This window comes from Helicobacter mastomyrinus, assembly GCF_039555295.1.
Taxonomy (GTDB): domain Bacteria; phylum Campylobacterota; class Campylobacteria; order Campylobacterales; family Helicobacteraceae; genus Helicobacter_C; species Helicobacter_C mastomyrinus.
Window position 1 is genome coordinate 495,510 of the sequence record NZ_CP145316.1, and the last position, 13,519, is coordinate 509,028.

General features: G+C 37.5%; 21 protein-coding genes. 6 read left to right on the plus strand and 15 right to left on the minus strand.

Features of this window, described 5'->3' with window-relative positions:
* Positions 1-4 precede the first annotated feature (4 nt).
* Together rplC and rpsJ are read right to left on the minus strand one after the other, a co-directional pair.
* Positions 5-583 (minus strand): 50S ribosomal protein L3, encoded by a 579-nt coding sequence (rplC, locus tag V3I05_RS02530; protein WP_295699777.1) that lies wholly within the window; start codon positions 581-583, stop codon positions 5-7.
* A gap of 18 nt (positions 584-601) precedes the next feature.
* On the minus strand, positions 602-913 hold the full coding sequence (rpsJ, locus tag V3I05_RS02535) for a 30S ribosomal protein S10 (RefSeq protein ID WP_034361487.1): 312 nt from the start codon (positions 911-913) through the stop codon (positions 602-604).
* A 556-nt stretch (positions 914-1,469) separates the two neighbouring features.
* Here rpsJ and V3I05_RS02540 point away from each other — a divergent pair.
* From V3I05_RS02540 to V3I05_RS02555, 4 genes are all read left to right on the plus strand, one after another.
* Positions 1,470-1,703, plus strand: coding sequence for a hypothetical protein (locus V3I05_RS02540; protein WP_343353897.1), 234 nt, complete (start codon positions 1,470-1,472; stop codon positions 1,701-1,703).
* Between the two features lie 147 nt (positions 1,704-1,850).
* A complete protein-coding gene (locus V3I05_RS02545; RefSeq protein WP_304648087.1) occupies positions 1,851-2,210 on the plus strand; it encodes a hypothetical protein in 360 nt (119 codons plus the stop codon).
* Between the two features lie 170 nt (positions 2,211-2,380).
* Complete coding sequence (locus tag V3I05_RS02550) at positions 2,381-2,692, plus strand: hypothetical protein (RefSeq protein ID WP_300447870.1); 312 nt, start codon at positions 2,381-2,383, stop codon at positions 2,690-2,692.
* 438 nt (positions 2,693-3,130) lie between these two features.
* The gene (locus V3I05_RS02555) at positions 3,131-3,274 is read left to right on the plus strand and encodes a hypothetical protein (protein WP_295699765.1); all 144 of its coding nucleotides are present in this window, start codon (positions 3,131-3,133) and stop codon (positions 3,272-3,274) included.
* Positions 3,275-3,303: 29 nt separating this feature from the next.
* Here V3I05_RS02555 and V3I05_RS02560 read toward each other — a convergent pair whose 3' ends face one another.
* Both V3I05_RS02560 and V3I05_RS02565 read right to left on the minus strand, forming a co-directional pair.
* Positions 3,304-3,696, minus strand: coding sequence for a group III truncated hemoglobin (locus V3I05_RS02560; RefSeq protein WP_295699763.1), 393 nt, complete (start codon positions 3,694-3,696; stop codon positions 3,304-3,306).
* A gap of 10 nt (positions 3,697-3,706) precedes the next feature.
* The gene (locus tag V3I05_RS02565) at positions 3,707-4,144 is read right to left on the minus strand and encodes a copper resistance protein CopD (RefSeq protein ID WP_300447868.1); all 438 of its coding nucleotides are present in this window, start codon (positions 4,142-4,144) and stop codon (positions 3,707-3,709) included.
* A gap of 313 nt (positions 4,145-4,457) precedes the next feature.
* On the opposite strand from V3I05_RS02565, the gene V3I05_RS02570 reads away from it, so the two are divergent.
* Both V3I05_RS02570 and V3I05_RS02575 read left to right on the plus strand, forming a co-directional pair.
* Complete coding sequence (locus V3I05_RS02570; protein WP_300447866.1) at positions 4,458-5,051, plus strand: Crp/Fnr family transcriptional regulator; 594 nt, start codon at positions 4,458-4,460, stop codon at positions 5,049-5,051.
* 105 nt (positions 5,052-5,156) lie between these two features.
* On the plus strand, positions 5,157-5,474 hold the full coding sequence (locus tag V3I05_RS02575) for a hypothetical protein (RefSeq protein WP_295699757.1): 318 nt from the start codon (positions 5,157-5,159) through the stop codon (positions 5,472-5,474).
* Here the strand turns inward: V3I05_RS02575 and hisG are convergent.
* The 11 genes from hisG to V3I05_RS02630 form a co-directional block, all read right to left on the minus strand.
* Complete coding sequence (hisG, locus tag V3I05_RS02580; RefSeq protein WP_343353902.1) at positions 5,464-6,084, minus strand: ATP phosphoribosyltransferase; 621 nt, start codon at positions 6,082-6,084, stop codon at positions 5,464-5,466. The two genes, V3I05_RS02575 and hisG, sit on opposite strands and share 11 nt — an antisense overlap.
* 34 nt (positions 6,085-6,118) lie before the next feature.
* Positions 6,119-6,739, minus strand: a complete 621-nt coding sequence (locus V3I05_RS02585; protein WP_300447861.1) for a type III pantothenate kinase — start codon at positions 6,737-6,739, stop codon at positions 6,119-6,121.
* A complete protein-coding gene (locus V3I05_RS02590) occupies positions 6,739-7,716 on the minus strand; it encodes a plasminogen-binding protein (protein WP_295699749.1) in 978 nt (325 codons plus the stop codon). Before V3I05_RS02590 ends, V3I05_RS02585 begins: the two co-directional genes overlap by 1 nt.
* Before the next feature lie 36 nt (positions 7,717-7,752).
* Positions 7,753-8,406 carry a hypothetical protein gene (locus V3I05_RS02595; RefSeq protein ID WP_300447859.1) on the minus strand — a complete coding sequence of 218 codons (654 nt, stop codon included), beginning with the start codon at positions 8,404-8,406 and terminating at the stop codon, positions 7,753-7,755.
* Positions 8,407-8,423: 17 nt separating this feature from the next.
* Positions 8,424-8,873 carry a dUTP diphosphatase gene (gene dut, locus V3I05_RS02600; RefSeq protein ID WP_343353903.1) on the minus strand — a complete coding sequence of 150 codons (450 nt, stop codon included), beginning with the start codon at positions 8,871-8,873 and terminating at the stop codon, positions 8,424-8,426.
* 2 nt (positions 8,874-8,875) lie between these two features.
* On the minus strand, positions 8,876-9,367 hold the full coding sequence (greA, locus tag V3I05_RS02605; RefSeq protein WP_295699741.1) for a transcription elongation factor GreA: 492 nt from the start codon (positions 9,365-9,367) through the stop codon (positions 8,876-8,878).
* Between the two features lie 67 nt (positions 9,368-9,434).
* Positions 9,435-9,758, minus strand: coding sequence for an HAD family hydrolase (locus V3I05_RS02610; RefSeq protein ID WP_343354239.1), 324 nt, complete (start codon positions 9,756-9,758; stop codon positions 9,435-9,437).
* The gene (locus tag V3I05_RS02615; RefSeq protein WP_343353904.1) at positions 9,721-10,107 is read right to left on the minus strand and encodes an HAD family hydrolase; all 387 of its coding nucleotides are present in this window, start codon (positions 10,105-10,107) and stop codon (positions 9,721-9,723) included. Before V3I05_RS02615 ends, V3I05_RS02610 begins: the two co-directional genes overlap by 38 nt.
* Before the next feature lie 104 nt (positions 10,108-10,211).
* A complete protein-coding gene (gene traF, locus V3I05_RS02620; RefSeq protein ID WP_300731643.1) occupies positions 10,212-11,837 on the minus strand; it encodes a conjugal transfer protein TraF in 1,626 nt (541 codons plus the stop codon).
* 23 nt (positions 11,838-11,860) lie between these two features.
* A complete protein-coding gene (locus V3I05_RS02625; protein ID WP_300447851.1) occupies positions 11,861-12,277 on the minus strand; it encodes a universal stress protein in 417 nt (138 codons plus the stop codon).
* Positions 12,278-12,287: 10 nt separating this feature from the next.
* Positions 12,288-13,514: a molybdopterin molybdotransferase MoeA gene (locus V3I05_RS02630; protein ID WP_343353906.1), complete on the minus strand. Its 1,227-nt coding sequence runs from the start codon at positions 13,512-13,514 to the stop codon at positions 12,288-12,290.
* Positions 13,515-13,519: the final 5 nt, after the last annotated feature.

Below are 13,519 nucleotides of genomic sequence, written 5' to 3' on the forward strand. Positions count from 1 at the left end.
TACCTTACTTTATGATTTCTATTCTGCCAAATGCGCCATTATGTCCAGCTACTGAACCCTTAAGCACCAAAATAGCGCTTTCTTTGTCAAATGAAAAGATATCATTTTTTGCACTCACAAGCTCATTTCCATAATGTCCTGCCATTTTTTTACCCGGCTGAACGCGCCCGGGCCACTCACGATTCCCAATAGAACCTAAACGTCTATGAAATCTGCTCCCATGTGCGCCTGGACCGCCTTGAAAATTCCATCTTTTCATCGCACCGCTAAAGCCCCGACCCTTTGTCTTAAAGCTCACTTTCACTCGTTTTGCACTCTCCAAAACGCTCACATCAATATCGCCAACCTCTTTATTATTCACTTTCAATGTAGCAAACTGATTAAACTCTTTGCTTAGGCTATATTTCTTTTGCTGCCCTGCAATGGCTTTATTGAATCTTTTGCCTTGCGGATAAGCCACAAGTGCCTTGCCATTATCATAAAGCTCGCACACCTTTGCGCCAAATACACGAAGCAACGTTACTGCCTCACTCTTTGTACCTATTGTGCGGCTCATACCAATTTTTTCAACTATAAATTCCATATCCTAAACCTCACATTCTTACTTACTCATAGACATTACTTCGACATCTACCTCTGGTGCTAAATCAAGCTTCATAAGGCTATCTACGGTATCAGGGGTAGCAGAGATAATATCAATGATACGATGATGCACCCTGATTTCAAACTGCTCTCGTGAATCTTTATTAATATGAGGCGAGCGTAAAACGGTATATCGCTTCTTTTTCGTAGGAAGTGGTACGGGACCCCTTATCTCTGAACCTGTCCTTTTCACTGCTTCTATAATAGACGCAACCGACCTATCAAGAACCCTATGATCGTAAGCTTTTAGCCTAAGTCGTATTCTTTCCATATTTTTTCCTTCACTATTAAAGAACTCATCAAAAATAAAATTTTTTGATGTTTTTAGCGCGTGATTATAGACAAAATTATAAAAATAAGTCAAGTTATTTGCCTATTTTTCGCTCTTTTTATATATTTTTATATCCTTTTAATAAGGACAATAATATTGCTCTTTATGTTTTTTTGGTATTGAGGTAAGACTAAAATTTCATTATTGATAATATTTAATCATATTTTAATTTGGTATGAAGTAAATCTTCATCAGTATTGCACAAAAAATTTGCTTATACTATTTAAGGCTTAAAATGAAAAACAAGATGCACAGGCACTTAAATCCCTCATAACACAAAAGAATATCGATGAGGAAACCATCACCACTTATTTTAAAGCCAATGTCAAAATGCCAAAAAATAAATCAAAGCTGCACTTGAATATCTCAATGAATCCTCTTGTGGAATGACAATGAATGCTGATTACAAAAAGTATGCATTAGAATATGAAAGTGCAACAGGCATTTCTACGGCTGAGTGCGATAGCAATGGCTTTCAAAGGTGGTTTGAAAGCCATTGCTTGGTTTTTTAGCCAAAATCTGCACACTTTTAGAGAAGCTAATAAGTGAAAAAGATTTGCGGCTAAGGCTAGATTCTCAAAGCAGCAAAGAAATTGGAGAAGGCATTCAAGCAGCATTTTTGCAAGTTATAAGGGCAAATTATAACGTCAAGGGTTTAAAGATTATAGCAGTGAAGCAACTCGAAAAAGAAGAAGCTAAAGGAAGCTTTAGGAACTATTACAAAAGGTAAGAGTATAGAATCTGCCCTCCATAGCTCTATCCTTTATATGATAAAAATGGGAAATTTTAGCGGTATAGAACAATAGGCTACACGCAAAATCAATGATATAAGTAAACTTTTTGCAAGACTGAAAGACTTTAGGACAGATTTGAGTAAATGGAAACTAAAAAAGCAAAAAGTCTCTTTCAAAAACTGCCCAATATCACAAAACACCAGCCATTACAATATAAATCTGTCTTCGATATGGATAATCCAAGTGTAGATTTGACAAGAGATTATGCCAATGCAAAAGAATGCCTCTCAAAGCTACCCACCGCTCAAAAAGCAGAATACACAAAATGTGCGAGACTTTGCTTTTATGCAGAGCCCGGGGTAATGCCAAGATATCTTACATATGACGAAATAAAATATGTGAAGTATTTGAGCGCTTTTGGCTATAAAGTTATTATTGGTGATTGGAGTTGTAACATAGGATTAGGGGTGAAACCAACAAAAGAAATGCTGGGGGGGGGGTGATGCGCTTCTTTGTGCAAAATTGCAGCAATAAAATCAATGAAGAGTTGTTTAGAAACTTAGAGTTTAATCCTGAACATATAGGCTATAGATATATGTTTAACAAAAACACTTGATATATTTTTTAAGGAGCTTTTAGCACACCACCCTAAAGAAACACTCACTGATAAAAATTGAGCTTTCTTGTTGGTGCTGATTTAATCTATATACTCTTTAATAATGGTATAGAGGTGGATTTACAAGGAGTAGAATATAACCCTCGAAGTATTGGTCATTATTACCTGAAAGACACAAAACATTTGCCAAAATTTTTGAAGTTTTTAGAGCTTCATCTCTTGCAAACAGATTCTATACTTGAATATTATTCTCGTGGAAATACTCCTTATAATACTTACAAGAAAGTAACAACTCTGCTTCTGTTTATTGGCAAATTCAAAGATAAACTTATGAATAATAATATCCAAGAAAATTTAAAGCTGCGATAAATATATCTAGCATTTGGGCTTCAAGCATTGAACTATCTATTCTTATGCTTATTCCATCGCTACTTAATAGTATTGTGAAATTGTGTATTACAAAGTGTGGCTGATACGTATTAAATCATAATATTAAATGTGTTTTTAAAGTTTAGAATCTTTAGTCTAATTATGCCTGCTGTTACAGCTAAACTCCGTATTTATAAGGTGAGTTCCTAAGGTTTAAAAATCTATAATCTCCCCACAAGTGAGGTATATCTTCACTTATAGAAAATAAAATAGTGTGATACACAAAGCGTATCACACACCTTGAAAGCGGTGTAGGGGTGGGGATTTATAAGGGGGAGCAAGAGGTATATCCTCGAGCCAACTTAAAGATTCAATGCCCCTCTCCCCCATTATAAAAAAGAAAAACTAGAGAGTCTGAAATTTTTAAAGTGGTATTTTGTGATTTATAGATTAGAGAATCTACCTTTAAAAACTAACTTGAGACGCAAAGCAGATTTTATATCTACAAAGCAAGACCTTTTGCAAGTGTGGATTAGCACTTCGTGCGAATGCGGCGATTACATCGCAGTAGCAAGGGCATAGGATAGATTAGAGATTCTAATTAAATCCCTCTAATGATGCATTCCACTCTCATAGAGCACATATTGGAAACGTTGTGCGATGGCTTGGGCACGTTGCAAAACAATGAAAATATCTTCCTCTCTCTCATATATAGCCTTTAAACTCTCCTCAAAAAGCTCAAGCCACACATTAAAAAGTTCTCTAGGGAATGGTGGTAAGTCTAAATGTGCCTTTAATGGCTGTCCGCTATAATCGCCAATACCAAGTAGCATACCGCCCCAAAAGTTTGCAATCTTTTCCTTATGAGCCTCCCAATGTGCGTCATCTGTGCTAATTTTTGCATTAAACACATCGCCCAAACCATTTTTATCTGCCCTTACTTTCGCATAAAATACATCCATCAACGCGCGAATAGAATCTGCATTTATTTCATCATATTTCATAACCTCTCCTTTACAGATAAAATGCCAATTTTGCAAGAATAACAATGATTAGCCCAAGTAGCAACACTACTGGGTGTATCACTTTAGCCAAAGGATTCTTTAATCCCAAAAACTTGCAACTAAGTGAGGTAATCACCATTGCCAAAATAAGCAACGCAAAGCCCATTTTTATCACAAGCAAAATCTGTAATGGTGTATCAAAAAATCCCTGTGAGCCGCCTATATATCGGCTTATCATAGCTCCGCCACTCAATACCAAAAGCAGCACACAAAGAGGCATAATCTTTACCCCTCGCTTCATAATAGTGGCAAAAACCTTATCTGCTATATTAGAATCTAAAACCTTTTTCAAAGGCTCAAGCAGCACCACATCAGTAAAAATATAGCCCAAAAATATAATCGCACAGCATATATGCACGATAAGCAAATATGGATACATAGCCTCCATTGTTATTCCTTTGGTGAAATTTAAGAGAGAATCTTAGAATAAAAGCTATCTAAAAAAATTGATTTATGTTAAATTTTGCAAAAAATTGAATGATTTGTAATATTTTCATCTTCAAATATTACTTTATAAAATGAGTTTGTTTTCTACAAGGGGAAAGGACTTAAATGTATAAGTATGAGCTAGTGTTAAAGCACGAGCACAAAGTCAGCTCGAGGATATACCTCACTTGTGAATCTCTCCTTAAAATATAAAGTTTTATAGGTGGCTTATATAATACCCATACAATTTAATAATTCACAATAAAAGGACATCTATGCAGCAACTTATCGACACTCTATCTCGTATAGGGCACACTTTTACACATTCAAAGGGTGATATTCTCTTTTTTGAAGAGCAGGAAGCCACGCATTTACTTTTACTAAAAAGTGGTAAAGTGCGGCTTTATAAAAGCAGGGCAGATATAAATCTCTCTACCCAATGCACGATTCACACGATTAACACCCCTCAATTTATCGCTGAAATGCCATTTTTTATGCGACTTTGCTATCCTGCGAATGCTGAGTGCATAGAATCTTGTGAAATTATCCGCATAAGCTTTGATGAGTTTTGCAAACACTGCCTTAATGATATGCAAATGTGCCTTTTATTCATCACTTCACTTTGTCAAAAGATCAAAATCTTAGAATCTCATATCAATATGAGTAATCAAACCCTCCAAGAGCGGCTTTTATCATATCTGCAAACGCATAAAGACTCACTGCATACAATGAGTCAAAAGCATATCGCCCAAAGTCTCAATATCGCACCTCAATCACTCTCACGCGCACTAAAGATTCTTAAAAATCAAGGTATCATCAATACACATAAAGGAAAAATTGAGCTTGTAAGCTCTCTGCATAATCCTTAAGACTTTAAACCCACTTAACTAATGTTGCCACAATGCTTTTAATTGTTGCGTAAGTAAGGATATACTTCACTTATAAATTTGATAGATCAATGCAAAGGAGAAAGTATGAAAAAGATTCTGTGTGGCTTGTGTATATGCGTGAGCTTATGGGCAGGAGATTGGGTGATGTTCTCAGATGGAGAGGATACCTATATTTATTCCACAAATACTGGTGAAATCTACATTCGCCATCATTTAGGCAAAAAAAATTATGAAGATGTATTTATCAAAATGCCTCGCGGTATGCAGCCAAATGAACTAAAAGGCTCACAAAGTGCTATCTATACGCCTACCACGCCTAAAGTCGATGATGAGAGGGTGAAAAATATGCAGCTTGATGCACTTAAAAAATCTCAAGAAATGCTCAATGCGGCTATTGAGTAGCCTTAATACACTTTTTAAGCTGCTTATAAAGTGATAGAATCTGCTCTTTTTTCTCATAAAAGCTATTTTTGTTTGCTACCAAATATGCGTTTGATTCCATAATCACTTCATCAATTTTAAGATTATTTTGCGCCATTGTGCTGCCTGTCTCCACAATATCCACAATCGCATCACTTAAGCCCACAAGCGGGGCAAGCTCAATAGAACCATAAAGTTTTAGAGATTCAATAGAAACGGCTTTATTAGCAAAATATTTGCGTGTAATATGAGGCATTTTTGTAGCAATTTTAAGCTGTGGCTTTTGATAATCAAGGCTTTTCCCCACAGGAGAGCCTACTACCACCTTACACTTTCCAATACCAAGATTCAAAAGCCGCACGACATTCACTTGCTGCTCCTCAATCACATCTAGCCCTACAATCCCCACATCTGCGGCTTGATGCACCACATAAGTAGGCACATCTTGGCTACGCACAAGCATAAAAGTAAAGTCATCACGTTCTAAAATCAGTCTCCTATCATCAAAGACAAAGCCCCCTCCATAGAGCTGCTCAAACAACGCAAGACTTTCTTTTGCTATACGGCCCTTTGGTAAAGCTATTTTTATCATTTCAGCTCCTTATTTAGAATCTACTGCTCTTGCCTTATATGTGCTTCTCTAGGGCTTTTTGCATACCCTTAAATACAAGCGTATTATCATAAATGGCATTTTCAAAAAATCGTGCGAAAAACTTGCCATCGCCCCCGGTAAAATAAAGCTTTTTCGTGCGTGAGGTATTTTTTATCATTAATACCACACTTTTTATCGCTCCAAAGCTCAGTGCATCGCTTGTATTTTGAGGCAGGGCGGAGAGATTCACACTTGGCTCTATGACCCTATCAAGCACAGGAGAAATATCCGCACACATCTTTCTATACGCATTTAATCCGGGCATAATGTATCCGCCTATATGAATGCCCCATTGCACAATATCCACCGTAATGGCACTTCCCACATCGACTATCACACCATCACTAATTGCCTTACACGCTGCCCTCCTATCCACACCCAAGCCCTTATACTCGCTTTCAATCTCAATATACTCATTTACATTAACGCAATATGGGTGTGAAGCAAGGAGACATCTCTCAAATCGTTCATTCACGCTGATGTAATAAATAGGCAGATTCTCTTTTTTTTTACTTAAGGAATATGGCTTTTCTTTCCATATTTTACCCTTATGATAAAAGTGTAAAAAAGTATTGCCTATATCACACAAAAGCATTACTCAAACCTTTTATAAACCTTGTCATAAAAGAAAGTATCGCGATTGTAGAAAAGATTCTTTTTCTTAGAGAGATGGCTTTTATACACCATAGGAACAAAATCATCAAGATTAAGAGCGATGAGATACCCACCCTTTTCAAGCGTATAAAGTGTATTATTGGTGATAATTATACCGCTTAATACCGCAAAGGGCAAACGCACCTTGCGCAGCACTTTAAGCGTATGATCTAGCTCGACAATCTCTCCTTCAATGCTCAACACATAAATTTTGTTATTAAAAAACAACACATCGCGTAAATCCACATCATACTTAAAGCTTTTATCATTAATAATCACACTCACGCGTCTAGCCGTAGCTGCAAGCAAATATTGATTGTGTATATACATATAAATCACATTATTAAAAAACTTATCACTGCTTATTAAAATATCTTTAATAATCTTATTTTGCGCCTTATCATATACAAGCACCTTTCCCTCTAAATCAGGGAAAAACACTTGACTATCCGTGATTTGCGGTGAAGCCAAATAGGCATTAATGGCGATGACTGCAGGATACTTTTGCGAGAAAATCTCTTTTTGTGTAGGCACATCATAATACATAAGCGTATTATCAAGTAGCACCATAGCGAGTTTATTGTCCTTAAAATCAGCAGAAAGCACGCAAGTATCAAAGGGGATAGTATGTAATATATTTTGAGAATCCATTATCAATATATCTTTACACTGCTTTTGCAGCACGAAAGTATTTTTATTTTGCGCAAGAAATTTATAATTAGATTCTAAAACAATAGGTGTTAGCCCATCTGCAAAGCTAAGCAATGTATTATCTTTAAGCACAGCACCCACACGCGTAGCACTCTTTAGCGGCGCACTTAACTTGCCTTCAAATCGCATATCACCCTGTATAGCATTAGGCTCAAAATGCTTTTTAGAGCTACATCCAAAGATAAGCCATATACTACTTGCAAACACTATGTAAAAAATAATCCTTGATACATATAGCATTGCTTACTTGCCCCCAAGTAAAAATTTATTATCCAATCCAAAATGCTTAAAAATAACTGCCTCATTATAAAATGCACTATTTTCAGGTATCAATATGAGCTTTTGATATGCTTCTTTGACCTTATTTGCCTTGAATAGCAAATACGCCTCTTGCAATATAGCCAACTCTTTAAGACTTGTAGGCTTTGTGCGTTCTAAAGACACTAAGGCTTGATTAAGAGAAGATTCGTCTATATCATTTGCCTCTAATAGCTTACTTGCCTGTATTGAAGCCAATTCATATTGTGCGATAGAGCGGACAAAGGCATTTTGTGAATCTGCTAATGCCTCATACACTGCACTATCATTATTTGCATTAAAATAACGATACATATCATACAAAGCAGGGCTTGCATCTTTTAGAGATTCTAATGCCTCTTTATCCGTAGAATCACTAATAAGCCTTTCATACGCGGCACTTGCTTTTATTGCTTTTTGTGATTGAATATAGTTACTCACAAGCCACCATATTCCCACACCCACCATACAAATAAGCAATGTAATGATGTACTTGCGGTATCGCTTCCACATAATTTCTAGAGCAAAAGCACTCTCTAAAAGTTTTTCATCACTATTAAAAGATTCTTTAACACTTTTCAGATTAGATTGCAAACTCATCATAACCTCCTTAGGATTTATTTATCTTTAGCCACACCCGAAGAGCCAAATGAACCTTCCCCTCGCACACTCTCACTTAATTCTTCTGCCTCTTCAAAATCTGCATATATCACTTCATTGATTACTGCTTGAGCGATTCTATCGCCCTCCTTGATATGAAAATCCTCACGCGAATGGTTGATAAGAATGACTTTGATTTCCCCACGATAATCGCTATCAATCGTGCCGGGCGTATTGAGCACACTAATGCCATTTTTAAGTGCCAAACCACTCCTTGGGCGCACCTGAATCTCAAAGCCAGAATCCACCTCAAAGGCTAATCCTGTACCTACAAGTATGCGCTCTCCGGCTTTTAGCACACAAGATTCTAAAGCGTGTAGATCAAATCCCGCTGACTGTGGCGTTTGATACGATGGGATAATTGCATTAAAATGGAGCTTTTTAATCTTAAGTCGTGTGCGCTTCATTATTATTCCCCAAACACAATGTCTTTATAAAAGACTTCTAAGATTTCAAACTCATTCTCTCCATTAGGCAGCATAATACTCACTTCATCGCCTTGCTTTTTCCCCATTAGTGCTTTAGCAATAGGCGAAGAAACCGAGATAAGTCCCTTAGAGGGATTACTCTCCATAGAGCCCACAAGCGTATAGATAAATTCCTTTTCCGTATCAAGATTGAGTATTTTCACACTTGAGCCAAAACTCACCTTATCGTGAGGCAAACTCGCAGGGTCAATCACTTGTGCATTTGCAAGCATAAGCCCTAATTCATTGATACGCGCTTCAATAAAAGCTTGTTTCTCACGTGCGGCGTGGTATTCTGCATTTTCTTTCAAATCTCCGTGTGAGCGTGCCACATCAATTTCTACAATAATACGTGGGCGCTCCACTTCTTTGAGATTCTTTAATTCCGCGCAAAGCTTCTCATAGCCGTAATTTGTCATTGGTTCTACTGCCATAACTCTCCCCGTTTTTTAGTATGTGAAACAGAATCTATAATAATAGCTAAAGTAAAATAAACAAGGACTAAATGCTACATTTTTGCGCAATATAATCTACTGCCATCAAAGGATTTGCATACAAAGGCACATTAGACGCCCTCATATCCGCCTCTATGCCAAACCCACATAGCACACCTACAGCCTTAATCCCCGCATTTTGCGCTGCTTGTATGTCTAACATCGTATCACCTACCATATAGATTCTATTTTTGCTAATGCCCTTTTGCTGTGCTTGTAGTAAATCAAGTGCCTTTAGAATCGGTTCTGCGTGGGGCTTAGGGTATTTAACAGATTCAATACCTACAATCCCATCAAAATATTTCCATACACCAAGATTTTCTAATAAAATACGTGAGAAATCCCCCTCGCTTGGTCGTTACCACGCCAAGAGAGGCAAACTCATAAGCCCTTTTCAATGCGTCTTTGACATAAGGAAGCAAATGTGTACCCTCCTCCATAAGCTTACGATAGCAGTTTCTATAATGCTGCACATAGCTCTCAACTTGCAAGGATGAAACATTATGCGCTAAAAACATATCCTCCAATGTATGCCCAATATATTGCTTCACAGATTCAAATGATGGAGGAATTTGCCCCATTGCCTTAAAACTCTCACAAAAACTTGCATAAATCGCCTGTGTAGAATCTACAAGTGTGCCATCTAAATCAAAAAGTATAATATGCGCTTTTTCCCTCAACACCACTCCCTTAAAAATGCTAAATTGCGATTTTATTTTTATGTCAGTGATGATATACCTCAAGCCACATTAAGACAGAGACTTGATTAGCAATACTCTAAATACTAGAAGCTAAAGCTCCCACCCACACGGAGATTCAAATATTTGGGAATAGGTATTCCATCTACATCAGTAACCTTTGTGCTTGATTGCAAGGCAATATCTAAGAATCCTAAGAGATTTATCCCTGCTGTGAGGATAAGCCCGGTATCTTGCTTTAAGTCCTTCATCGCCCCAAAGCGCAAATCAAACGCCCTAATATCAAAGCCCACGCCCCCGCCAATCATTTGACTTTGCTGTTTAATATTACTAAAGGCAATCATATCATTAGGGACTAAATCCGCGTCAAAGGCGAGTTTTAAAAACTTTGAGTTATAGCCTAGACCCATACGATATTGAGGCTTTATGGTAATATCATAAAATGTAGATTTAAAAGTAGGGGAGTTGAGATTCTTAGCCACTAGCCCTACAGTAAGATAACGATATTTAGGCAAATCTAGCTCATATAGCACCCCCAAATCAATCCCAAAGTTATTAGAAGAGATAGCATTATCAAGTGAGGCGAGATCTTTTAGCTCTTTTTCAAAGTCAGTGCCTTTATTAATAGCAATAATATGCTGTGTACTAATGCCATTCATTAGTTTTCCACTTACGCCTAGATTCAAATTCCCATATTTAAGATAAAATGTCCGCGCATAGCCCACAGGGATTTCAGATAGCACAAAGCTCGTAGTCACGAGCTTATGGGTATCACTGTCGCCCTCTAATGAAGCAATAAGTGAAAACTTCTCATAATCATCTTTTGTAGATTCTTTATAGCTATAATTATCGCCATTATCTGTAAGTTCATAGTAGCCCCCGCCTCCATTAACGATAAGCCGCATACGTTCGGGGTCTGCCTTGAAAGAGAGATTAGAATATAAAGAACCAAAATAGGCTACACCAAGTGAACCAAGCTTTTGATTGATTGTCTTACTTGAGATTTGCAAAATCACGCCATTTTGGCTAACCACGCTTAAATTATTATCTTTAAGAATCTCTTGCAAAGTGCTTATATCCCCCACCGCCTTATCAAGCCCATTGTCACCACCTTTTTTGATAGTGATATTTTGTAACGCATTATTTTTAGCACTATCAAAGTTTAAATTGCCATAATCAATACTTCCAGCGATATTATCAAGCAAACTTTTTTGCTCGGGAGTAAGAGCTGATGAACTTTGAACGGCATTCATCACCTCTTTTGCCAAATCGCTATAATCGCTACTACCTTGTTTATTTTGCAAATAAGTTTCTAAATCTTTTGTTACGTCGCCTGTTGGAGTTTGACTTGATGCCTTAAGGACACTATCTAAAGCACTTGTTACTACATTTTTAATCTCCCCCGCATTTGCACCGCTTGTGTCAGTAAAAGTTTCTATCAGCCTTTCAGCCACATTTGACATATTACTAATGTCAATCTTTGTAATTTCAGCGAGATTATGTTCTTTAAAACCAATGCCAAGTGAATAACCTATTTTTACGCGCGGGTCAGCGGCTAAAAGTGCAGGGTTGTAATACAAGCCCCAAGCAGAGGATTTGAGTGCTACTCCTGCACCGCCCATACTCGCGCTTGTATTTCCCATAGAGCCAAATTCTAGCGCGCAAACCTCGCTTACACAAAATATAGCACTTATTAAAAGCTGCTTTTTCATACTTACCTCTTTTAAAACCTTAGTTATTTTGCCACCAAAACGGGGATAGGGGAGGAATTGATAAAGCTATTTTGATGAGAATTAAAGATTCTATGCAAAAGGGAAGATTCACTCGCGCCAATTACAAGTAAATCATATTCATTGATGATTTCAAGCACGACATCAACAGGATTACCCGTTTTTAGAATCTTTTTGCAAGTAATGCCCTCTTTATTAAAAGCGAGTTCAAACTCATTTAAAATATTTTTTGATTTTTCATTTTCTATATTTTCTATCGTGCCATAATCCACAATCCCACTTTCAGCATATACGACAATTTCGGGAGTAACGTGCAAAAGTGTAAGCTCTATCTCATCTCTATGCCCAAAAAAACGGATAATCGTACTAATGGCTCTGCGGCATTCTTGCGTATCGCTCACTCCAAACAAAAGCTTTGTCATACTTACTCCTTTAATTCATATAGTCCATTATATCACAAAAATCGGCATTATATGGGATAACCTTAATCGCTGTGCCTTGAGAGAATGTACGAGTGCTTTCAAAAAGCGCGATCGCATTGTTTTTCCACATATTTACTAACGAACTTGAGCCGATTTTGCCATTATTATAAAGCAAAAATGTATCATTTTGTATATTGCCTAGAAGCATATTTGTAGTATTAGGCTTTAGTTTTACATCGTGCGAGAGCTTTAGAGTAAGGCTTTTAGGGTAGATAGCCCTACCACCTTGCAAAGATTCTAAAACAGAAAGCACAAAAGTATGCGTATGTAAAAGCAGGGCTAGAGGATTGCCCGGGAGCAGGATAATCAAAGTATCTTTTAGCATAGCACAGCTAAGATGTCGCCCGGGCTTTACATTTATGCCATCAAAAAGAAATCTCGCGCCCTGTGCCTGAAGGGCAGTTTTGATTAAATCCGCATCGCCTACACTCGCCCCACCGCTTGTAATCGCCACATCATATTGTGTAAATTGCTCTATTTTCCCACAAAGGGCATTCATATCATCTGCTAAAATACCCTCATAACTGCATTGATAGCCTCTTTGCGTAAGGAGTGTATAAAGGCTTGTGGCATTGGTATTATAGATTTGATGAGGTGCTGCCTTTTGGTGAGGCTCAATCACCTCATCGCCACTAGAGAAAATCCCTATTTTTAAGGGTGTAAAGCTCTCTATTGCGCTTATACCCTGTGAGGCAAGAATGCTTACATCTAAATGATTAAGCCGCTGCCCTTTGCGTAAAAGTATAGAATCTGGGGCGATTTCTTCACCCTTGAAACGAATATTCTGCCCTGCTTTGATACTCTGCAAACAATCACTAGCAGGGATTTGCACCGCTGTGCCATTATCTTTAGTCCATTCAAACTGCACGATGGCTTGTGTATGTTGGGGAATCATCGCGCCCGTCATTACCTTATAAGTATGCCCCTTTGTGAGCGTGATATGAGTAGCATTATCCCCGGCGAAAATGCTCCCATCACACACACAAGTAGAACCATAATCATCTAACATAATCGCATAGCCGTCCATTGCAGAATTATCAAATGGCGGGAGCGATTTAGCGGCTTTGATATCTTGAGTAATAATATGATTGTAAGATTTAAAAAGTGGCAATGTATGTGTGCGCGTGGTAGGGCTTAAAGATGTGGCGATTTGTAATGCTTCTAAAAAACTTACCATAGCGT